This window comes from Enterovirga rhinocerotis (assembly GCF_004363955.1).
GTDB lineage: Bacteria > Pseudomonadota > Alphaproteobacteria > Rhizobiales > Beijerinckiaceae > Enterovirga > Enterovirga rhinocerotis.
Genome location: NZ_SNZR01000013.1, coordinates 589,787 through 610,715, shown reverse-complemented (window position 1 = coordinate 610,715; position 20,929 = coordinate 589,787). Strand labels below are relative to the sequence as shown.

Annotated in this window: 19 protein-coding genes; 8 read left to right on the top strand and 11 right to left on the bottom strand. The window is 68.6% G+C overall.

The genetic code is table 11. The features are described 5' to 3' along the window. Positions 1–9 precede the first annotated feature (9 nt). The 3 genes from EV668_RS14510 to EV668_RS14500 all read left to right on the top strand — a co-directional run bounded on the left by EV668_RS14510 (position 10) and on the right by EV668_RS14500 (position 3,323). Positions 10–906 (top strand): beta-keto acid cleavage family enzyme, encoded by an 897-nt coding sequence (locus EV668_RS14510; protein ID WP_133771207.1) that lies wholly within the window; start codon positions 10–12, stop codon positions 904–906. Between the two features lie 215 nt (positions 907–1,121). After that, complete coding sequence (locus EV668_RS14505) at positions 1,122–1,922, top strand: outer membrane protein (protein WP_133771205.1); 801 nt, start codon at positions 1,122–1,124, stop codon at positions 1,920–1,922. 150 nt (positions 1,923–2,072) lie between these two features. Continuing rightward, on the top strand, positions 2,073–3,323 hold the full coding sequence (locus EV668_RS14500; RefSeq protein WP_133771203.1) for an MFS transporter: 1,251 nt from the start codon (positions 2,073–2,075) through the stop codon (positions 3,321–3,323). An 11-nt stretch (positions 3,324–3,334) separates the two neighbouring features. On the opposite strand, the gene EV668_RS14495 is transcribed toward EV668_RS14500, so the two are convergent. The 6 genes from EV668_RS14495 to EV668_RS14470 form a co-directional block, all read right to left on the bottom strand. Further along, complete coding sequence (locus EV668_RS14495) at positions 3,335–3,970, bottom strand: pyridoxamine 5'-phosphate oxidase family protein (protein ID WP_133771201.1); 636 nt, start codon at positions 3,968–3,970, stop codon at positions 3,335–3,337. A gap of 11 nt (positions 3,971–3,981) precedes the next feature. Then, on the bottom strand, positions 3,982–5,286 hold the full coding sequence (locus EV668_RS14490) for an ArgE/DapE family deacylase (protein WP_245513185.1): 1,305 nt from the start codon (positions 5,284–5,286) through the stop codon (positions 3,982–3,984). 198 nt (positions 5,287–5,484) lie between these two features. After that, positions 5,485–7,137: a dipeptide ABC transporter ATP-binding protein gene (locus tag EV668_RS14485; protein WP_133771198.1), complete on the bottom strand. Its 1,653-nt coding sequence runs from the start codon at positions 7,135–7,137 to the stop codon at positions 5,485–5,487. Beyond that, complete coding sequence (locus tag EV668_RS14480; RefSeq protein WP_133771196.1) at positions 7,134–7,967, bottom strand: ABC transporter permease; 834 nt, start codon at positions 7,965–7,967, stop codon at positions 7,134–7,136. Before EV668_RS14480 ends, EV668_RS14485 begins: the two co-directional genes overlap by 4 nt. Next, the gene (locus EV668_RS14475) at positions 7,967–8,968 is read right to left on the bottom strand and encodes an ABC transporter permease (RefSeq protein WP_133771193.1); all 1,002 of its coding nucleotides are present in this window, start codon (positions 8,966–8,968) and stop codon (positions 7,967–7,969) included. The genes EV668_RS14480 and EV668_RS14475 overlap by 1 nt, the downstream gene beginning before the upstream one ends. Further along, positions 8,965–10,542, bottom strand: coding sequence for an ABC transporter substrate-binding protein (locus tag EV668_RS14470; RefSeq protein WP_133771191.1), 1,578 nt, complete (start codon positions 10,540–10,542; stop codon positions 8,965–8,967). The genes EV668_RS14475 and EV668_RS14470 overlap by 4 nt, the downstream gene beginning before the upstream one ends. 272 nt (positions 10,543–10,814) lie before the next feature. Here EV668_RS14470 and EV668_RS14465 point away from each other — a divergent pair, with 272 nt between their 5' ends. Further along, positions 10,815–11,573, top strand: coding sequence for an AraC family transcriptional regulator (locus tag EV668_RS14465; RefSeq protein WP_245513183.1), 759 nt, complete (start codon positions 10,815–10,817; stop codon positions 11,571–11,573). 31 nt (positions 11,574–11,604) lie between these two features. On the opposite strand, the gene EV668_RS14460 is transcribed toward EV668_RS14465, so the two are convergent. Further along, positions 11,605–12,441: an alpha/beta fold hydrolase gene (locus tag EV668_RS14460; protein ID WP_133771187.1), complete on the bottom strand. Its 837-nt coding sequence runs from the start codon at positions 12,439–12,441 to the stop codon at positions 11,605–11,607. A gap of 277 nt (positions 12,442–12,718) precedes the next feature. On the opposite strand from EV668_RS14460, the gene EV668_RS14455 reads away from it, so the two are divergent. Continuing rightward, positions 12,719–13,099, top strand: coding sequence for a VOC family protein (locus tag EV668_RS14455; RefSeq protein WP_133771185.1), 381 nt, complete (start codon positions 12,719–12,721; stop codon positions 13,097–13,099). Positions 13,100–13,117: 18 nt separating this feature from the next. Here the strand turns inward: EV668_RS14455 and EV668_RS14450 are convergent, their stop codons facing one another. Continuing rightward, positions 13,118–13,807, bottom strand: coding sequence for an RraA family protein (locus EV668_RS14450; protein WP_208111545.1), 690 nt, complete (start codon positions 13,805–13,807; stop codon positions 13,118–13,120). Between the two features lie 271 nt (positions 13,808–14,078). On the opposite strand from EV668_RS14450, the gene EV668_RS14445 reads away from it, so the two are divergent. From EV668_RS14445 to EV668_RS14435, 3 genes are read left to right on the top strand one after another with little or no spacing between them, the layout of a single operon-like run. Continuing rightward, complete coding sequence (locus tag EV668_RS14445) at positions 14,079–15,254, top strand: acyl-CoA dehydrogenase family protein (RefSeq protein ID WP_133771183.1); 1,176 nt, start codon at positions 14,079–14,081, stop codon at positions 15,252–15,254. Further along, positions 15,251–16,411, top strand: coding sequence for a CaiB/BaiF CoA transferase family protein (locus tag EV668_RS14440; protein WP_133771181.1), 1,161 nt, complete (start codon positions 15,251–15,253; stop codon positions 16,409–16,411). Before EV668_RS14445 ends, EV668_RS14440 begins: the two co-directional genes overlap by 4 nt. Continuing rightward, positions 16,408–17,511: a CaiB/BaiF CoA transferase family protein gene (locus EV668_RS14435; protein ID WP_133771179.1), complete on the top strand. Its 1,104-nt coding sequence runs from the start codon at positions 16,408–16,410 to the stop codon at positions 17,509–17,511. The genes EV668_RS14440 and EV668_RS14435 overlap by 4 nt, the downstream gene beginning before the upstream one ends. 68 nt (positions 17,512–17,579) lie before the next feature. Here EV668_RS14435 and EV668_RS14430 read toward each other — a convergent pair whose 3' ends face one another. The 3 genes from EV668_RS14430 to EV668_RS14420 form a co-directional block, all read right to left on the bottom strand. Next, the gene (locus EV668_RS14430) at positions 17,580–18,089 is read right to left on the bottom strand and encodes a MaoC family dehydratase (protein ID WP_208111544.1); all 510 of its coding nucleotides are present in this window, start codon (positions 18,087–18,089) and stop codon (positions 17,580–17,582) included. 90 nt (positions 18,090–18,179) lie between these two features. Further along, on the bottom strand, positions 18,180–19,223 hold the full coding sequence (locus tag EV668_RS14425) for a hydroxyacid dehydrogenase (RefSeq protein WP_133771177.1): 1,044 nt from the start codon (positions 19,221–19,223) through the stop codon (positions 18,180–18,182). Between the two features lie 38 nt (positions 19,224–19,261). Next, complete coding sequence (locus EV668_RS14420) at positions 19,262–20,896, bottom strand: thiamine pyrophosphate-dependent enzyme (protein ID WP_133771175.1); 1,635 nt, start codon at positions 20,894–20,896, stop codon at positions 19,262–19,264. Between the last annotated feature and the right edge of the window lie 33 nt (positions 20,897–20,929).

The following is a 20,929-nucleotide window of genomic DNA, read 5'->3' as shown; positions in this document are numbered from 1 at the left end:
GAGAACGACGTGGCCAAGACCATCCTGACCTGCGCGGTCACGGGCAGCCTGACGCGGCCCGACATGAACCCGAACCTGCCGATCTCGCCGGAGCAGATCGCCGATTCCGCCCTGGACGCGGCCGCAGCGGGCGCCGCGATCGTCCATATCCACGTCCGCCACCCCGACGGCCGGCCCTCGATGGAGATCGGCCATTACCGTGAGGTGGTCGAGCGCATCCGCGCGAAGAACACCGCGCTCGTCATCAACCTCACGACGGGGCCGGGCGGACGCTACCACCCGAGCGAGGAGAACCCGGCCGTCGCCGGCCCGCGCACGAACCTCCTCCGACCCGAGAGGCGGGTCGAGCACGTCCTCGCGCTGAAGCCCGACATCGCGACGCTCGACCTCAACACGATGACCTTCGGCCAGGAGGTCGTCATCAACACGCCGCAGAGCGTCGCGGCGATGGCAGAGGCGATCTACGGGGCCGGCGTGCTGCCCGAGATCGAGCTGTTCGATTCCGGCGATTGCGGCCTCTGCGCCGACCTCGTCGCCTCCGGCAAGCTCAGGACGCCCGGCCTCGCGAGCCTCGTTCTCGGCGTGAAATACGGCTTCCCGCCCACCCCCGAGACCCTCGCCTATGCCCGCACCCTCGTGCCGAAGGGCATCGCCTGGACGGGCTTCGGCATCGGCCGCAACGCCTTCACCCTCCTCGCCCAGTCGTTCCTCCTCGGCGGCCATGTCCGCATCGGCATGGAGGACTCGGTCCATGCCGCGAAGGGCAAGCTCTCCGCCGGCAACGGCGAGATGGTCGAGAAGGCCGTCCGAATCGTGACGCTGCTGGGCGGCGAACTGGCGAGCGCCGAGGAGGCCCGCGAGATGCTCGGCCTCGCCGGCTCGCAGCGGCGGGCGGCCGCGGGATAGGCCCGGCATCCGGCCCGCCCTCGCGGGCTTTTCAAGCAGGCCGGAGACGAGACGGCGGCGGCACGAAGCATGCGCCAAGACGTCGTTGCAGAAGCGCAACGGTCGCGATCATCCCTTCACTGCCGCCGGCAAGCCCGTCGATTGCCGATTGCTTTAGATCCGCCCGGCCGCCGAGATGAGCCGCCGCCCTTTCGGCGGCTCCCGGACGCCTCCCCATGACCCGTTCCGTTCTCGCGGCCCTGGCCATTCTCGCCAGTTCCGCCGCCTATGCCCAGACCGCCCCCGGCGGAGGCGCGCCCGAGTGGACGGGGTTCTATCTCGGCGCGAATGCCGGTGTCCTGGGCGGAGAGAGCGGCACGATAGCCGGTACGCCGGGCTTCTCGAGAGGTACCTTTTGGGGAGCGATGATGATCGTGAATCCCTTCACGACCGTCGGCAATGGCAGGACGCGAGGAATGACCTCCCTGATGGGAGGCGGGCAATTGGGCTACAACTACCAGATCGGCCAAGTGGTGTGGGGCGCGGAGGCGGACATCCAGGCCGTCTCTCCTGTCCGTGATTCCCGCACCGTCGATGAAACGAAGTTCGGGCGTTTCCTCACTGCTGCAACGACGATCGAGACGCGCCAAAGATATGATTATCTGGGCACCGTCCGTGGCCGTATCGGTTATCTTGTTCTGCCGAACCTGCTCGTCTTCGCGACGGGCGGGATTGCCTATGCAAACCGCCAAAGCATCACATGGCTTGACCGAGCTGCCACGACAGCGACCCCGTCGCGATCCGTCGTGAAGACCGGCTATGTCGTCGGCGGCGGTGTCGAATACGCCCTCGGTCAGAACTGGTCTGTGAAAGGCGAAGGCCTCTTCTATGATCTCGGGAAAACGCACGCCCGCGCCACCGTGACCTCGCCGGATCCATTCTTCGGACGGCTCACCGTCGGGCAAGTCCTCGAAACGTCGCGTGATCGCGGCATCATCGGCCGCATCGGACTGAACTACAGGTTCGGAGGTTCATAGGACTGCAGCCGTAAGCCGAAGGCGGAACCGATCCCCGCAACGGCGCCGGGGCAGCCCTGCTGCGGGGATAGATCCAGGCCGTCGATCTTCCTGTAGAGGAGGTCGCACGGTCGAACCCGCGCTCGACGGTGCGGCCGGGGAGAGGACGCCATGGATGCGAGACGGCAGGACGAGCCGCCGCCTGCGGCCGAGGGGCTGCCGAAGCCGGCCGGACCGATCACCGCCCAGAGCCACGATCCGACCGTCTTCGCCATCATAGGGGCGGTCAGCTTCTGCCACTGCCTGAACGACCTCATCCAGTCGCTGCTGCCGGCGATCTATCCGATCCTGAAGACGTCCTACGGGCTCGACTTCGCCCAGATCGGCCTCATCACGCTGATCTTCCAGTGCACGGCCTCGCTGTTCCAGCCGATCGTCGGCACGATCACCGACAAGCGGCCCGCCCCCTATTCGCTGGTGGCGGGGATGGGCTTTTCCTTCGTCGGGCTGATCCTGCTCGGCTACGGGACGAGCTACGGCCTGATCCTGCTCGCGGCGGCCTTGATCGGCTTCGGCTCGGCCGTCTTCCATCCCGAATCCTCCCGCATCGCGCGAGCCGCCTCCGGCGGGCGGCACGGCATGGCGCAGTCGGTCTTCCAGGTCGGCGGGAATTTCGGCCAGGCGATCGGCCCGCTCCTCGCGGCCTTCATCGTCGTGCCCTTCGGGCAGGGCAGCGTCGCCTGGTTTTCGCTGGTCGCGCTCCTCGCGATGATCGTGCTGTGGCGCGTCGGCGGCTGGTACGCGGAGCGCCTGCGCGCGCCAGGCGCGAAGAAGCCGATCTTCGCCGCGCACACCCTCTCGCGCGGCCGGATCGGCTTCGCCGTCGCCTTGCTCGTGATCCTCACCTTCTCGAAGAACTTCTACACGGCGAGCTTCACGTCCTACTACACCTTCTACCTGATGGATCGCTTCGACGTGTCGGTCGAGGCCTCGCAGATCTATCTCTTCGTGGCGATGGCCGCGATCGCGGCCGGCGTCGTCTTCGGCGGCCCGATCGGCGACCGGATCGGGCGCAGGCCCGTGATCCTCGGCTCGGTGCTGGGCGTGTTGCCCTTCACGCTGATCCTGCCGCATGTGAACCTGTTCTGGACCGTCGTCCTGACGATCCCGATCGGGCTCATCATGGCCTCGTCGCTCTCGGCCATCCTCGTCTACGCGCTGGAACTCGTGCCGACGCGGGTCGGGCTCGTCGCCGGGCTGTTCTTCGGCCTGTCCTTCGGCATGGGCGGCCTCGGCGCGGCCGTCCTCGGCGAGGTGGCCGACCGGACCTCGATCGAGTTCGTCTACCGCCTCTGCGCCTGGCTGCCCCTGCTCGGCATCGTGGCGCTGCTCCTGCCGGACACGCATATCCGTTCGCGCTGAGAGGGCTCCTCTCAGTAGAGGCGCGTCCGGTAGGCCTCCTCCATCGTCTTCTCCGCCTCCTCGACCTCGATCGCCGCCGTCTGCTCGGCGATGATCCGGCCAAGCGTCGGGAAGCTGTGCCGCTCGACCTGGGCCTCCTGGTTCCAGAGCTTCGAGCGCATCAGCGCCTTGCCGCAATGGAAATAGGTCTCCTCGACATGGACCTTGAGGCCGATGGCCGGCGTGATGTTCTGAACGGTCAGGGGCGTCAGAAGGTCGGCATCCTGACAGATCTCCGCGCGCCCGTTGATGCGCAGGGTTTCGTTGATGCCGGGCACGAGGAAGATGAGCCCCACGCCCGGCGAGGCGAGGATGTTGCCGAAGGTGTCGACGCGGTTGTTGCCGCGCCGGTCCGGGATCAGCAGCGTCCTGTCGTCGAGCACGGCGACGAAGCCCGGCGCGTCGCCGCGCGGGCTCGCATCGGCATTCCCCTTCCCGTCGCTCGAAGCGAGGACGAGGAAGGGCGAGAGCGCGATGAAGTCGCGACAGAACTTGTCGACCCGATCGAGAACCTTCTTCTCGGCGAGCGGACTGAGCTTGCCGAAATGCGCGCGCAGGTCCTCTTGGTCGCGGACGAGCGGCTTTCCTCCTGCACCGTGGCTGTCCATCGTGCCTCTCCCTATGCTGCATCCTCCACGCCGCACCATCCGGCGACGAACAGCGCGAGCGTCGTCGTCAGAGCCTTCAGCGAGGCGAGGTCCACGCGCTCGTTGAAGCCGTGCGCACCCTCCATGCGGGCGCCGTAGCAGAAGGCCGGAATGCCGTAATCGAGGCCATAGAACCGGGCGTCGGTGAGGCCCGTGAAGTAGGATTCCTGAAGCTCCTCGCCGCTGACGGCCCGATGGGCCTCCGCGAGGACCGCCTCGATCTCCGCCGCCTCCGTCACCTCGTAGCCGGGCGAGAGGAAGCCGGACCAGACGACGCTCGGCGGATTGTCGGCGAGGAACGGATGGCTCTTCGACGCCGCCTCGACGCAGGCGAGGATCTCGGCCTGGCAATCGGCGATCGTCCAGCCGGGCAGGATGCCGATGCGGCAATCGACGTCGCACCAGGCCGGGACGCTGGAGGCCCAGTCGCCGCCCTTGATGATGCCGGGATTGAAGTTCAGCGGGTGCTCGACGCTGCCGAAGAAGCGATCCGCCTTGGCGCGCTCGTTCCACTCCGCTTCGAGCGTCTCGATGCCCTGGATCAGGTGGAAGGCGGCCTTGATCGCGTTCGAGCCGGTGCCCGCGCGCGCCACATGGACGGGCTCGCCCCGCACGCGCAGCCGGAACCAGATCACGCCCACCTGCGAGCGCATCACACGGCCGTCGGTCGGCTCGGGCAGGAGGCAGGCATCGGCGCGATAGCCGCGCTGGAGCGTCGAGAGGGCGCCGAGGCCCGTGCTCTCCTCCTCGATCACCGACTGGAGATGGATGCGGCCCTTCGGCCGGAGCCCCGCCGCCTTCAGGGCGTCGAGCGCGTAGAGGGCCGCGATCGTGCCCGACTTCATGTCGCCCGCGCCGCGTCCGTAGAGCCAGCCGTCCTCGACGACCGGCTTGAAGGGCGGGCGCTTCCACATGTCGAGCGGTCCGGCCGGGACGACGTCGCAATGGCCCTGGAGGATCAGCGAGCGCCCCTCCTCCCGCGTCGGCCGCCAGGTGCCGACGACGGTGCGGGCGCGTGAGAAATCCGTCTCGACCGGGCCGTATCCCGGCAGGTCCTTCAGATCGTCCTGGTCGATGATCCAGTCATCCACCTCGTAGCCGCGCTCGCGCAGGAGGCCGGCGATCATGTCCTGGCAGGGCCCCTCGGCGCCGCGCGTGCTCGGAATGGCGACGAAGGCGGCCGTGGTCGCGACCTGCGCCTCGAAGGCGGCCTCGACGGCCGCCTCGATCCGCTCGCGGGCACCGGGGGGAAGGGGCAATGCAGTGGTGGACGTCAAAATGAATCCTTCATGCTGGAACGTTCCTCCGCGCCGCCTCTCCCCTTGCGGGAGAGGTCGAGCGACGCCGGAGGCGTCGACCGGGTGAGGGGTTGCGCCTCCCGGCAGCGGCTTGCGTCCTATACCCCTCATCCGGTTGCGCTGCCGCGCAACTCGACTTCTCCCACAAGGGGAGAAGCGGGGAGCGCTGTGGTGCCGTCACGCCACCCCCTCCACGATGCCCGGCTGGTCGAAGAAGCGGCGGCCGGGAATGGCCTCCAGCAATTCGCGCGTATAGGCCTCGCGGGGCCGGTTGAAGACTTCGGCCGTCGGCCCCTCCTCGACGATCCGGCCCTTCTGGAGAACGATCACCCTATCGGCGATCTCGGCCGCGATGCGGAGATCGTGCGTGATGAAGATCATGGCGAGGCGCATCTCGCGGCGGAGCTCCGCCAGCAGCGCCAGCACCTGCGCCTGGACCGAGACGTCGAGCGCCGAGACCGCCTCGTCCGCGACGAGGACGCGGGGCTTGAGCGCCAAGGCGCGGGCGATGCAGATGCGCTGGCGCTGGCCGCCGGAGAATTCATGCGGATAGCGATCGGCCGCCGCGGGGGTCAGCCCGACCCGGGCGAGCAGCGCCCTCGCCTGCTCCATCGCCTCGGCGCGCGATGTGCCGTAGGCCATGGGGCCGCGCGCGACGGCGTCACCCACCTTCTGCCTGGGGTCGAGGCTCGCGAAGGGGTCCTGGAAGACGATCTGGAGGCCCCGCCGCGCCTGGCGCAACGCCTCGCCGCGCAATTGGCGGAGGTCCTGCCCGCCGAGGCGTATCGCGCCGGAATCCGGCTCCGTCAGCCGCATGATCATGCGACCGAGGGTCGATTTTCCGGAGCCCGACTCGCCCACGACGGCGAGCGTCTCGCCCTCGTGCAGGGTGAGCGAGACGCCGTCGGCCGCCACGACCTCCCGCGGCGGGCGGAACCAGCCGCGCCGGACGACGAAGGTCTTGCGCAGATCCTCGACCCGCAGCAGCGCTTCGGCGCCGGACTTGTCCTCGCGGCTGCGAACCTGCGCCTTCGGCACGGCGTCGATCAATTCGCGCGTATAGGCCTCGCGCGGATGGCGCAGCACCTGCTCCACCGTGCCGTGCTCGACGACCTTGCCGTGGCGCAGCACGACGACCCGGTCCGCGACGTCGGCCACGACGCCGAAATCATGGGTGATGAGGAGCACCCCCATGCCGCGTTCGCGGCGCAGCTCGTCGATCAGGCGCAGGATCTGGCGCTGGGTGGTGACGTCGAGGGCCGTCGTCGGCTCGTCGGCGATGAGGAGGGCCGGACGGTTCGCCATCGCCATCGCGATCATGACGCGCTGGCGCTGGCCGCCGGACAATTCGAACGGGAAGCTGCGCGCGAGGAGCGGCGGGTTCGGCAGGCCGACCTGGCCGAGGAGATCCTGCACCCGCGCATCGATCTCGGCGGCCGGCGGGACGGGGCGCTGATGGGTGACGATGGTCTCGGCGATCTGCTCGCCGACCCTCTTCAGGGGGTTCAGCGAGGAGAGCGGCTCCTGGAAGATCATCGCCGCCTCGCCCCCGCGCAGGCGCCGCAGGGCGCGCCGGTCGAGCCGCGCCGTATCCTGGCCGACGACCTTCACGGCGCCGGACGAGATGCCGACGCCCTTCGGCAGGAGCGAGAGGATCGCATGCGCGATCATCGATTTGCCCGAGCCCGATTCGCCGACGAGGCAGACGACCTCGTTGCGGCCGATCGAGAACGTGACGTCCTCGACCGCGAAGGGCCTGTCGCCGCCTTTCGGCAGCGCGATCGAGAGGCTCTCGACCGAGAGGATGGCGGGATCGGACGCGCCGCTCATGCCCGGCGCCTCGAGACGCGCGGGTTGAGCACGTCCGACAGGCCCTCGCCGAAGAGGTTGATGGCGAGCACCGTCAGCAGGATCGCGACACCCGGAAAGACGCTCATCCACCAGGCGTTGCGGATGACGGTGCGGCCGGCCCCGATCATGAAGCCCCAGGACATCTGGTTCGGATCGCCGAGCCCCATGAAGGAGAGCGCGCTCTCGAGCAGGATCGCCGTCGCGACGGTGAGCGAGGTGACGACGAGGATGGGCGAGATCGCGTTCGGCAGGATGTGGCCGAGGACGATCCGCGCGGTCCCCTCCCCCTGGCAGAGCGCCGCCTCGACGAATTCGCGCTTGCGCAGCCGCAGGAACTCGGCCCGCGTCAGCCGGGCGAGCGGCGGCCAGCTCACCGCGCCGAGGGTCAGGATGATCGTCGTCAGCGTCGGGCTGAAGGTCGCGACCAGCAGGATCGCGAGGATGAAGGCCGGGACGGTCTGGAACAGCTCCGTCACCCGCATCAGCACGAGATCGACCGCGCCGCCGAAATAGCCGGAGATGGCGCCGATCACGACGCCGATCACCATGGCCGCGAAGGCCGAGGCGATGCCGATGACGAGCGAGACCCGCGCGCCGTGCGCGACCCCGGCCGCGACGTCCCGTCCGAGCGTATCGCCGCCGAGCCACATCCCGTCCTCGCCGGGCGGCGTGAAGGGTGCGCCCACCATCTCCCAGGGCGAGACCGGGAACAGGACCGGCGCGAGGAGGGCGAGGGCGACGACGGCGAGGAGCAGGACGAGCCCCGCCATGCCGCTCGGATGGCGCAGGAAGGCGCGGACCGCATCCATCAGGCGGCCCCCGTCGTCATGCGCGGATCGATCAGGCGGTAGACGAGGTCGGTCGCAAGGTTCAGCACGATCACGATGATCGAGAGGATCAGGAAGATGCCGAGAAGGACCGGATAGTCGCGCTGGAGCACCGCATCGAAGGTGAGCCGCCCGAGGCCGGGCCAGGCGAAGACGGTCTCGATCACGACCGCGCCGCCGACCAGCGCTCCGGCCTGCATGCCGGCGACGGTCACGACCGGCACCAGCGCGTTGCGCAGCATGTGGCCGACGACGATCCGAGGCCCGGCGAGCCCCTTCGCCCGCGCCGTCTTGATGAAGTCCTGATGCGCGACCTCGATGATCGAGGAACGCATCAGCCGGGCATAGATGGCAAGGTAGATCGCCGCGAGCGAGACGACCGGCATGATCATGTGCTTGCCGATGTCGAAGACGCGCTCGATCGGCGTCAGCTTGGCGTTGATCGTCTCGTAACCGAAGGCCGGCAGCCAGCCGAGCGTGACGGAGAAGACGAGGACCAGCATCAGCCCCAGCCAGAAGACCGGCGTCGCGTAGAGGAGCAGCGACAGCACCGTGAAGAGCGTGTCGACGACGCTTCCCGCCGCGAGCCCCGCCAGCGCGCCGAGCGTCGTGCCCACGAGGAGCGCGAGGCAGAAGGCCGTCAGGGTCAGGAGCAGCGTCGCCGGCAGACGCTCCATGATCAGATCGAGGACCGGCCGTCTCTGGCGGTAGGAATAGCCGAGATCGAAGGAGAGGACGCGCTTCAGATGCGTGCCGAGCTGGACCAGATAGGGCTGGTCGAGCCCGTATTCCTTGCGCAGATCCTCGAGGATCTTCGGATCGGCCGCTCCCGACTGGCCGGCCATCACCTGGGCCGGATCGCCGGGCGCCGCGCGAACGAGGATGAAGTTGAAGGTCGCGATCACGAGGATCACGGCGACCAGCCGCACCGCCCAGGTGATCGCCGCGAGCCCGATCGCCGCGGCGCTCCGCGCACCCCTCACGACTTATGGACCACGCCGAAGGTCTCGTGCGATCCGATCGCCGTCGTGACGACATTCTTGAGCGATTTGTCGTAGAATATCGGATATTCCAGCTCCAGCGTCCAGGCGACGGGCACATCCTCGACCAGGATCTGCTGGACCTTGGTGTAGAGCTCCTGGCGCTTCTTCTCGTCGAGAGCGACGGCAGCCTCCTCGAACAGGCGATCGACTTCCGGGTTCGAATAGCCCTGCGTGTTCGAGAACAGGATCCCCTTCTTGATGTTGGTGGAGATGTAGGTGCGGCTGACGCCGAGGGCCGGATCGCCGAGCTGGTAGAGCAGGTTCTGGGTCATCTCGTAATCCCAGTTGCCGACCTTCTCGGCCCAGCCCGCCATGTCCGTACCCACGAGGACGAGGTCGATCCCGACCCGCGAGAAGGATTGCCGGAAGAACTCGCCCGCGCGCTGGTAGACCTCGCCGTAGGGCGGCACGACGTATTTGATCTCGGCCCGCTTGCCGTTCGCGCCCGGCTTCAGCCCCATCTCGTCGAGGAGCGCCTTCGCCTTGTCGAGCGAATACTCGTATTTCTTGACGTTGCCGTCGTAGAAGCGGGTCTTCGACGAGATCGGCCCGGTCGCGATTTTCGCATTGCCGAAATACACGCGCTTGTTCAGGGCGTCGCGATCGATCAGATGCATCACCGCCTGCCGGAAGCGCTTGTCGTTCATCGGCGCGATGCGGTTGTTCATCTCGAGCCACTGATGAGGCGCGAAATACTCGTAGCCATTGGTCGTGTATTCGAGATTCGCCTGTTTCTTGAACCGCGTCACGTCGAAGAATTCGATATCGGACCATTGCACGAGCTGCACGGTGCCGTTCTCGAGCGCCAGGGCTCGCGAGGCCGCGTCCGGGATGACGCGGTAGATGATCTCGTCGAGATACGGCTGGTCCTTGAGGTAGTAGCCGTCGTGGCGGACGAGATGGACGTGCGAGCCGCGCACCCATTCCTTGAGCTTGAAGGGTCCCGTCCCGATCGCCTTGTCGTTCATCGGGTTCTTGCGGAAATCTGTGCCCTCGTAGACGTGCTTCGGCAGGATCGGGGCCGACGTGCAGTCGAAACAGCCGAGGAACGGCGCGAAGGGCTGTTTCAGCTTGAAGACGACGGTGAGCGGATCGGGCGCCTCGGCCGAGGCCACGCGCGCGAAGTTGTTGCGGGCGCGCGGATGGGTCTGGGTCAGCACCTGCATGCAGCTGAAGACGACATCCTCCGAGGTCATCGGCTTGCCGTCGTGGAAGGTGATGCCCTCGAAGAGCTTGAACGTATAGGTCAGTCCATCGGGGGAGATCTCCCAGGACTTGGCCATGCCGGGCATGGGCTTGAGGTCCGGCCCGTATTTCAGCAGGCTCTCGTAGATCTTCCCGCCGAGGGTCAGGGTCGGCTGCTGCTGGTTCAGCGCGGTGACGAGGACCGGAGGTTCCGGCTGGATGATGGTGTTGAGCGTGCCGCCCCGCGTCTGACCGACCGCGCGGGTGATTCCGAATGGGAGGGCGGCACTTCCGGCCAGGATCGCAGCGGTGAATTCACGTCTGTTCATGAACCTCTCCAGCACCCGATTTCGGGCATCTTGACCGAGCCCGATGACCCGCGCCGCCTGGATAGGGCCGAAGACTATCTCGATCGGGCCATAGCCTCCGGCGCGTTTCCTGCTAGGGTCGTTTCTTCGCCCTGGGGCGGAGCAGATAGAACGAACAGGGGGAGCGGACGGTGTTCAGGCACAGTGGCGTTTCGTGCTCGCCTTGCGGCGAGCGTCCCTCGCCGGAAATGGGCCCCGAGGCAGCGGCCCGGTACGCCGGCCGAATCCAGAGCGTGCCGCGGCCCGTCGCGGCCATGGCCGCGTGCTATCCCGCCAGCACGACGAGCACGCGCCACGCCCATCGGCGAGGGCAGTTCGTCCTCCAGATCGCGGCCGTGACCTCGATGACGACGGATCACGGCGGGTTCGTGATCCCGCCGGGCCACGGATTCTGGATCCCGCCCGGGATCGTCCATCAGTCCCGGTCCTGGGGCGATGCGGAGATCCAGACGCTCTACATCGATCAGGATTCCGTGCCGGATTACCCGCGCAAGTGCCGGCTCATCCGGGCCTCGCCGCTGCTCCAGGCGCTGATGGACGAAGTGACCTGCATGCCGCTTCTCTATGACGAGGAGGCGCGGGACGGGCGGATCGTCGATCTCCTCCTCGGCGAGATCGGCCGGATGCCCGAAGTGTCGCTCCATGTCCCGATCCCTGCCGATCCCCGCCTCGCACGGGTCTGCGAGGCGGTGCTGGCCGATACGAGCTCGTGCATGACGCTCGACGACTGGGCGGCGCATGGCGGCATGAGCCGCCGCACCTTCACGCGGCTGTTCCGGCGCGAGACCGGGCAGAGCTTCTCGGCCTGGCGCCAGCGCGTGCGGCTGCTCGAGGCGCTCGCGCGGCTCGGGACGGGAGAACCCGTGACCAGCGTCGCGCTCGATATCGGCTACGACAGCCCGAGCGCGTTCACCGCGATGTTCCGGCGCGAGCTCGGGGACGCGCCGAAACGGTATCTGCGCTGGTCGGACCCGTCGGTCGTCGTCCGCTGAGGATGCCCGCGGACGCGGCCGGGACCGGACCTCAGCCCTTCACGAAGACGAGGAGGTCGGTGTTGATGACATCGGCATGGGTGGTGCACATCCCGTGCGGATATCCCTCATAGACCTTCAAGGTCCCGTTCCTGAGCAGCTTGACGGAGAGCAGCGCCGAATCGGCGATCGGCACGATCTGGTCGTCGTCGCCGTGCATGACGAGCGTCGGCACCTCGATGGCCTTGAGGTCCTCGGTGAAATCGGTCTCCGAGAAGGCCTTGATGCCCTCGTAATGGGCCTTGGCGCTCCCCATCATGCCCTGCCGCCACCAGTTCCGGATGGCGCCTTCGATCGTCGCCGCGCCGGCGCGGTTGAAGCCGTAGAACGGCCCCGACGGGACATCGAGGAAGAACTGGGCGCGGTTGTCGGCAAGCGCCTTGCGGAACCCGTCGAAGACCGAGAGCGGCAGGCCTCCGGGATTGGCAGGCGTCTGCAGCATGAGGGGCGGCACGGCGCCGATGATGACGAGCTTCGCGGCGCGTCCCTGGGGCTGCCCGTGACGGGCGACGTATCGCGTCGCCTCGCCGCCTCCCGTCGAATGGCCGATATGGACGGCGTCGCGCAGGTCGAGATGCTCGACCACCGCCGCGATGTCGGCCGCGTAATGGTCCATGTCGTGGCCGTCGCTCACCTGGGTCGAGCGGCCGTGGCCCCGCCGGTCATGCGCGACGACCCGATAGCCGTTCAGCACGAAGAACATCATCTGGGCATCCCAGTCGTCCGACGACAGCGGCCAGCCGTGATGGAAGACGATGGGCTGGGCGTCCTTCGGTCCCCAGTCCTTGTAGAAGATCTCGACGCCATCCTTGGTCGTGACGTATCCCATTGTTCGGGTCCTCACTGCTGCATGTGACGGAAGATCCGGGCCGGGTGCCGGATGGCGAAGACGCCGGAGCACATCGCCGGGCGTCGCGGCATCATACTCGTCGCGCCGTGTGACGGAATCAACTCAAAGGATGACCTCCGCGACCGGATCATGACGGCCCGCGGGATGCGCCGGCCCTCGCTGCGCGGGCCTCCGGGCTCCCTTCCCTCCGGCCGGCAATCGCGCGACACTCCGGCCCCGACTCGGCCTCGATGCCGGGCCACGGACGGAGGAATCCTTGTTCAGTCACATCATGATCGGCACGAACGACATCGCGCGTTCGAGGGCCTTCTACGACGCGCTTTTCGCGGCCACGGGCGGCAAGCCCGCCGTTCAGGACCCGAAGGGCCGCCTGATCTACAGCCACCGCGGCGGCCGCTTCCTGATCACCGCGCCGATCGACGGCGAGCCGGCCTGCCACGCCAATGGCGGCACGATCGGCTTCGCGATGGAAAGCCCCGCCGAGGCCGATGCCTGGCACAAGGCGGGAATCGAGAACGGCGGCGTCTCGATCGAGGACGCGCCCGGCATCCGCGAGTCGCCCGTCGGCCAGCTCTACCTCGCCTATCTGCGCGATCCGGACGGCAACAAGCTCTGCGCCGTCCACCGGATGGCGTAAGCCGGGCCCGGCCCGCCGTCAGAGATAGGCGGCGCGGCGCGCGGCCTCGGCGAAGGTGAGTCCGGCCCGCAGGCCGGCCTCCACCGCATCGTCCGTCGCGCGCTTCGCCTCGGCGATGGCGAGGATGTCGCGCAGACGGTCGCGCGGGATGGCGACGAGCCCGGTGTCATCCCCGACGACGAGGTCTCCAGCCGCGATCGTGACCGAGCCGATCACGACCGGCTCCCCGATCGCGTCGAGGCGTCCCCGCGTTTTCCCCGTGCGCGGCGTGACGTGGCGGCTGGCCAGCCAGAGCCCGGAATCGACGATCTCGTCGAGGTCCCGGCAGGCGCCGTCGATCACGACGGCGGCGACGTTCTTCGCGGCGGCAGCGCGGGCCGCGAGGCCGCCGAAGGTCGAGACCACGGCGCCCCCCATCTCCACGAGGAGCACCCCGCCCGCCCCCACCGCCTCGATGATCTCGCCGACGCCGAGTTGGCCCTTCGGGTAGGTGCCGCGCGGCGCGACGGACAGTTTCGCCGTGCTCGCGAAGGCGGCGAAACGCCCCTGGCCGCTTCGCCGGGGCAAGCCTTCGACGAGCCCGTCGAGGCCGGCCTCGTCCAGCGCGTCCGACCAGGTGCTCGTCGCGATCAGGGCGCAGCGCGCCAGGAGATCGGCGGGCTCGGCCTCGCCCATGGCTCCCGCCCCGTCTCCTCGGTCCAGAACCACGTCTGCGTCTCCCCTTCGCCGAGGCTCGTCGCGGCCGGATGGCCGGCGTCTCCGGCATGTGATGATTTGACCGGACACTCGACGTCCGATCCCCGCGAGTCAATCACGCGACGCTCGATCGAGGGCGCACCCGCCTCTTGGAGGGCTCAGCGGCGCGCGGCGACACGGCCATCGGCAGGGTGCGGAGGTTCGTCCTTGACACCCTGACGGCGACGACGCTACTCGTCCGGACAACATCGGCCCCAATGTCGATGATGGGAGGAGACGCCCGATGAGCGCCCGGCTCGCGCCTCGCACGATCGACAGCGAGGACGAAAACCAGCTCCTCGACACGCTCGACCGCTGGCTCGAACGAGACGTCCGGCCCTTCGTCAAGGACTACGACCACGCCGACCGCTATCCGGCCGCGATCGTCGAGCAGATGAAGGAACTCGGACTGTTCGGAGCGACGATCTCGCCCGATTACGGCGGGCTCGGCCTGCCGGCGACGACCTACGCCCAGATCGTGATGAAGATCTCCAGCGTCTGGATGGCGATCACCGGCATCTTCAACTCGCACCTCATGCTGGCGATGGCGGTCGAGAAATTCGGCACGCCGGCGCAGAAGGCGCTGTGGCTGCCCAAATTCGCCAGCGGCGAGGTCCGGGGCGGGCTCGCCCTGACGGAGCCGGATGCCGGCACGGACCTCCAGGGCATCCGGATGACGGCGCGCCGCGAGGGCGACCAGTACGTCATCAACGGCACCAAGACCTGGATCTCGAACGGCATCGAGGGAAGCTGCTTCGCGCTCCTCGTCAAGACCGATCCCGCCGCCGAGCCCCGCTACAAGGGCATGAGCCTCTTCATCGCTCCGAAGCAGGAGGGGTTCACGGTCGGCCGCAAGCTCGAGAAGCTCGGCTACAAGAGCATCGATTCCGGCGAGCTCGTCTTCGACGATTACCGCATTCCGGCCGATCACCTCATCGGGGAGGTCGAGGGCGAGGGCTTCTTCCAGGCGACCGGGGGGCTCGAACTCGGCCGCATCAACGTCGCCTCGCGCGGCGTCGGGGTGGCGGAAGCGGCCCTGCAGCTCGCCGTCGACTATGCCCGTGTCCGCCAGACCTTCGGCAAGCCCATCGCGGAGCACCAGGCGATCCAGCTCAAGATCGGCGAGATGGCGACCCGGGCGCGGGCGGCACGCCTCCTGACCCTCGACGCCGCCGCCGCCTACGACCGGGGCCAGCGCTGCGACATGGAGGCGGGCATGGCGAAATACTTCGCCTCCGAGGCCGCGCTCGAGAACGCGACGGAATCCCTGCGCATCCACGGCGGCTACGGCTATTCCAAGGAATACGACATCGAGCGCCTGTATCGCGACGCCCCGCTCATGTGCATCGGCGAGGGGACGAACGAGATGCAGCGGATGATCATCGCCAAGCAGATCTTCAAGAAGAACCGCCTCTCGTGAAACCGCTCGCCGGGCTCCGCATCCTCACCTTCGAGCAATTCGGGGCCGGACCCTACGGCTCGATGACCCTGGCGGATCTCGGGGCCGAGGTGATCAAGGTCGAGAATCCGGCGACGGGCGGCGATGCCTCGCGGCAGGTCGGACCGCACGCGCTCGGCGAGAACGACAGCCAGTACTTCCAGACCTTCAACCTCAACAAGCGCAGCGTCGCGCTCGACATCAAGTCGCCCGAGGGGCGACGCGCCTTCCACGACCTCGTCGCCGGCTCCGAGGCGGTGATGAACAACCTGCGCGGCGACCTGCCCGCGACGCTCGGCATCGATTATGCCGGCCTGAGGTCGATCAAGCCCTCGATCGTGTGCCTGCATATCTCCGCCTATGGACGGGGCAATTCCCGGACGGCCTGGCCCGGCTACGACTTCCTGATGCAGGCGGAATCCGGGCTCATGAGCCTCACGGGCGAACCGGACGGGCCGCCCTCGCGGACCGGCCAGTCCATGATCGACTATATGACCGGCATGACCGGCATGGTGGGGCTCCTCTCCGCCGTGATGCGGGCACGCGCGACGGGCGAGGGCTGCGACGTCGATACCTGCCTCTTCGACGTCGCCGTCCACCAGCTCGCCTATTCCGGCACCTGGTACCTCAACGGCGGCGAGGTGCCGGGCCGCCAGCCGCGCAGCGCCCATCCGTCGCTCGCGCCGGTCCAGACCGTGCGGACGCGAGACGGCTGGATCTACGTCATGTGCATGAAGGCCAAGTTCTGGGAGCAGTTGCGCGATGCGCTGGGCAGCGAGTCGCTGCGGGCCGATCCGCGCTTCGCGAGCCAGGCCCTCCGGCGCGCCCATCGCAGCGAACTGACCGAGGCGCTCGACGCGGCGATGTCGACACAGTCGACCGCCCATTGGCTCGGGCTCCTGTCGGGGAAAGTGCCGGTCGCCCCGATCCATGACGTCGCCGAGGCCTTCGCGAGCCCCTTCATGGCCGAGGCGGACATGGTCCGAACGCTCACCCACCCCGCGAAGGCGGATTTCCGCGTGCTCGCCAACCCGATCCGGATCGGCGGCGAGCGGCTGTCCCAGGCAGCCTGTTCGGCCCTCGGCGCGGATAGCGACGCGCTGCTCTCCTCGTCGAACCCGGCACGGGGTCCCGCATGAAGCTCCGCGGCATTCGGGTCGTCGACCTCTCGGTCTTCCTGCCCGGCCCCTACCTCTCGATGAGCCTCGCCGATCACGGCGCCGAGGTGATCAAGGTCGAGGCGCCGGGCGAAGGCGATCCGGGGCGGCATATCGGCCTCAGCGACGGGCCGGACACCGTCTTCTTCCGCAACGTCAACCGCGGCAAGAAGAGCGTCGTGGTCGACCTGAAGAACCCCGAGGAGCGCGAGCGCCTGCTCCGGCTCGTCGACACGGCGGACGTCTTCATCGAGGCCTTCCGCCCCGGCGTCGCCGAGCGGCTCGGCGTCGATTACGCGACGCTGTCGGCGCGCAATCCGGGCCTCGTCTATGCCTCGCTGAGCGCCTTCGGCCAGTCCGGACCCTACCGCAACAGGCCCGCCCACGACATGGCGACCGAGGCCCTCGCGGGGGTGATCGGCATCACGCTCGGCGAGGACGACAAGCCGGCCATACCCGGCCTTCCGGTCGCCGACATCCTGACCGCGCTCCAGGGCCTGTCGGGGATCCTGATGGCGCTCCTACGCCGCACACAGACCGGCCGGGGCGACTATATCGACCTCTCGATGCACGAGAGCGTGCTCGCGGCGACCACGAACGTCCTCGGCCCGACCTTCGCCGAGGGGCGCCAGCCGATCCCGAAACACGAGCGCACGACCGGCGGCTCGGCCTTCTACCGGATCTACGAGACGGCCGACGGCCGGCACCTCACGCTTGCGGGTCAGGAGCCGAAATTCATCCGCAACCTCCTGTCGGCGCTCGGGCGGCTCGATCTCGCCCCGCTCTGCGAACAGGGCCCCGGCCCGCATCAGGCGCCCGTCGTCGCCTTCCTGGCCGAGACGTTCCGCACCCGTCCGCTCGCGGAATGGGTCTCCTGGTTCGAGCCGCTCGACGTCTGTTTCGCGCCCGTCAACACCCTGCCGGAGGCCCTCGCCGACCCACAGGTCGAGGCGCGTGGCGCCGTGCTGCGCGACGAGGCCGGCCGCCCCCATCTCGCGCCGGTGATCCGCTTCCTGCACGAGCCGGCCGAGCCGCGCCTCGCCGTCCCGGCCATGGGGCAGCACAACGGCGACATGCTCTAATTCACTGGGAATCGCATGCCGGTCTCGGACAACCGGATTCCACGTCCCCGCGGCATGCTCGAAGCCCCTCAGTAATCGGCCCGGTCGTCGACGCCGTGGCCGCGCTTCGGGATGAGCATCGAGCGGTCGAATTCGCAGACCAGCACCTTGTCCTGGTTGAAGCCGCGCGTGCGCACGCCGACGATGCCGGCCGTCGGCCGCGACTTGGATTCGCGCTTGTCCGTCACCTCCGTCTCCGCCGTCAGCGTATCGCCGGCGAAGACGGGCGCGGGCATCCGGATCTCGCGCCAGCCGAGATTGGCGATCGCCTTCTGGCTCACGTCCGAAACGCTCATGCCGACGAGGATCGCGACCGTGAGGGGCGAGGCAACGATGCAGCGGCCGAATTCCGAATGCCGCGCGTATTCCTCGTCGAAATGGAGCGGATGCGTGTTCATGGTCAGCAGCGTGAACCAGATGTTGTCCTGCTGCGTGACCGTCCGGTTCGGCCGGTGCTCGTAGACGTGCCCGACCTCGAAATCCTCGTAATACCGTCCGGACGTCTCGCGGAACCGGTTTGGCCCGACCTGCTTGACCATGCTCACCATCGCGCGCCCCCCGTTGCGACGCGGGATCACGCGCCCGCTCGCACCGTCTTAGCACGGCGATTTGTCCGGACAAGATGCCTGCTAAGGGGTGGCCGGGGAGCGCCCGAAGACCGCCTCGAACCGCCGGGCATAAAGCGGCCAGGCCTCAGGATTGACGAGACGCGGCGGGGCTCGACCGGCGAGGATGTCCTGCCATTGCTCGGCCGCGGCGGTCGCCATGTTGCGCACCGCCTCCTCGGTGACGCCGGCGATGTGGGGCGAGGCGACGACGTTGTCGAAGGCCAGCAGCGGATGGTCCGGACCGGGCGGCTCGGTCAGGAACACATCGAGACCGGCGCCGGCGATGCGGCCCGCGCGCAGCGCCTCGGCCAGCGCCGCCTCGTCGTGGATTCCGCCCCGCGCAGTCGTGACGAAATAGGCGGTCGGCTTCATCGCCGCGAAGGCGTCGGCGCCGAACATCCCGAAGGTCTCGGCGCTGCGCGGGCAGTTGACCGACACGAAATCGGCCTCCCGCAGCATCTCGGCGAGATCGGCCTTCACCGCGCCGCGCGCTTCGATTTCGGCGGCCGACAGATAGGGGTCGACGGCGAGGACCCGCATCGCGAAGAGCGTGCCGCAGAGTTCCGCCAGCCGTGCCCCGATCCGGCCGAGGCCGACGATGCCGACCGTCTTGCCGAGGAGGTCGCGGCCGGTGAAGGCGAAGCGGTCGATCCCGGCCTGCCGGCGGAGCGCCCGGTCGCTCTGGACGATCTGTTTCGACAGGCACAGCATCAGCCCGAGCGCATGCTCCGCCACCGCCTCGTCGTTCGTGCCGGACTGGTTGCAGACGATCACGCCCGCCGCCGTGCAGGCCTCGACATCCACCATGTCGTAGCCGGCACCGGTCGAGGAGATGGCAAGAAGGCTCGGGCAGCGCGCGAGCAGCGCGGCGGTGCCGAACCAGGGCTCCTTCAGCTCGCTGCGCGGCGCGATCTGGTAGCCGTGCGCCGTCGCGAGCGCGGCCCAGTTCTCGTCCTCCGGCGCGTCGTAGGACAGGCGCAGGAGATCGATCCCGCCCGACCGCTCGACGCGGCGCGGCCCCTCCGGGTCGATCCAGTTCTCGAAATAGGCCAGTCTCGGCTGCATGGGGTCTCCGGGGTCGAACGATCGCGCAGCGGGTGGGATCAGGCCGGGCGGGGCTGGAGGGCGACGGACAGGCTCGTCTTCACCTCGACGAAGGTGAGCCCCTTCGTCGCGAAGGCCTCCGCGAGGACCGGCGCGACGTCCTCCTCGCGCTCGATGCCGAAGCTGCGGCAGCCGAAGGAGCGGGCCAGCATCTGGAAGTCGGGATTGTGGAGATCGGTCGCGACGCGCCGCCCCGGATGGGCGCGGTCGAGATTGAGCCGGATCGCGCCGTAGCTCGCATTGTTGGCGAGGATGATGGTGATGGGCAGGCCGTGCTCGGCGGCATTGGCGAGTTCCATCCCGCCCATGAGCATGCCGCCGTCGCCGATCATGCAGATCACCTGCCGGTCCGGATGGCGCATCGCGGCGGCGACCGCGGCGGGCATGCCCCAGCCCATCGTGCCGGCGATCGGCGTGAGCAGGATCTGCGGCGGGGTCCAGGGGTAGTAGCGGTACATCATGCCCGCCGAGATGCCGGCATCCATCGCGACGATGGCATCGGGCGCGATGTGCCGGCCGAGTTCGGCGATGACGTTGCCGAAGACGACGCCGTCCGGAGCGGTCTTCGGCACCCAGGTCGTCACCGGCTCGAGGACGGTCTTCAGGTCCTCGGGCCACGTCCCGCGATCGGGCACGACGCCCGGAGCCTTGCCGGCGAGATCGCGCAGGAAGCTGCGCGCGGAGCATGCGAGCGCCAGATCCGGCACGTAATTGACGCCGAGGAGGTCCGGATCGCGCAGAACGTGGACGAGCGTCTGGGGCGGCTGCGGCGAGACCGGGAACGTATAGCCGTGCGTCGTCAGATCCCCGAGCCGCGTGCCGACCGCGAGGATCAGGTCGCTCTCGGCGAGGCGCTTCAACTGGTCCGGCGTGTTGAAGAAGCCGAGTTCGCCCGCGAAGAGCGGATGCCGGTTCGGAAAGAGATCGTGCCGGCGGAAGCTGCACATGACCGGCACCTGCCAGGCCTCGGCGGCGGCCAGCAGCGCCGCGCGCCCTTCCGCATCGGCGAGTTCGCCGCCCGCGATCAGGAGCGGCCGCTCGGCGCGGGCGAGGTGCACCGCGACCTCGGCCAGGGCCGCATCGTCCGGCCCGCCCGCCACCAGCCGGTGCGGCCGCGGCACCGGCCCCTCGACGAGTTCCCCGAGAACGTCCTCCGGCAGCGAGACGACGACCGGACCCGGCGTGCCCGAACAGGCCGCATGGATGGCGCGCGACATGACGTCCGCGACCCGGGACGGCTCGGACAATTCGGCCGTCCACTTGGCCGTGCCGCTGAAGAACTTCGCGTAATCGACCTCCTGGAAGGCGTCGCGGCGCAGATGCGCCTTGGACACCTGACCGACGAGGAGGAGGAAGGGCACCGTGTCCTGATGGGCCGCATGCATGCCGATGGCGGCATTGGCGGCGCCGGGGCCCCGGCTCACCATGCAGACGCCGAGCCGCCCGGTCAGCTTCGCATCGGCGGCGGCCATCATGCCGGCCCCACCCTCGTGCCGGCAGGTCACGACCGAGATCGAATTCCGCCGCTCCAACTCGTCCAGCAGGCCGAGATAGCTCTCCCCCGATACGCTGAAGACCCGATCGACCCCTGCCTCCTGCAGCATCTCCACGATCACGGACGCGACGCTTCGCATAATCCCCCCTGCCCCACACACCCGCCGGAACCG

Coding starts and splice junctions, on each gene's coding strand:
- EV668_RS14480 (WP_133771196.1), bottom strand. CDS start 7,967: ATGGATGCGGTCCGCGCCTTCCTGCGCCATCCGAGCGGCATGGCGGGG.
- EV668_RS14420 (WP_133771175.1), bottom strand. CDS start 20,896: ATGCGAAGCGTCGCGTCCGTGATCGTGGAGATGCTGCAGGAGGCAGGG.
- EV668_RS14430 (WP_208111544.1), bottom strand. CDS start 18,089: ATGGTCAAGCAGGTCGGGCCAAACCGGTTCCGCGAGACGTCCGGACGG.
- EV668_RS14495 (WP_133771201.1), bottom strand. CDS start 3,970: ATGGACAGCCACGGTGCAGGAGGAAAGCCGCTCGTCCGCGACCAAGAG.
- EV668_RS14425 (WP_133771177.1), bottom strand. CDS start 19,223: ATGCAGCCGAGACTGGCCTATTTCGAGAACTGGATCGACCCGGAGGGG.
- EV668_RS14435 (WP_133771179.1), top strand. CDS start 16,408: ATGAAGCTCCGCGGCATTCGGGTCGTCGACCTCTCGGTCTTCCTGCCC.
- EV668_RS14445 (WP_133771183.1), top strand. CDS start 14,079: ATGAGCGCCCGGCTCGCGCCTCGCACGATCGACAGCGAGGACGAAAAC.
- EV668_RS14485 (WP_133771198.1), bottom strand. CDS start 7,137: ATGAGCGGCGCGTCCGATCCCGCCATCCTCTCGGTCGAGAGCCTCTCG.
- EV668_RS14505 (WP_133771205.1), top strand. CDS start 1,122: ATGACCCGTTCCGTTCTCGCGGCCCTGGCCATTCTCGCCAGTTCCGCC.
- EV668_RS14470 (WP_133771191.1), bottom strand. CDS start 10,542: ATGAACAGACGTGAATTCACCGCTGCGATCCTGGCCGGAAGTGCCGCC.
- EV668_RS14500 (WP_133771203.1), top strand. CDS start 2,073: ATGGATGCGAGACGGCAGGACGAGCCGCCGCCTGCGGCCGAGGGGCTG.
- EV668_RS14460 (WP_133771187.1), bottom strand. CDS start 12,441: ATGGGATACGTCACGACCAAGGATGGCGTCGAGATCTTCTACAAGGAC.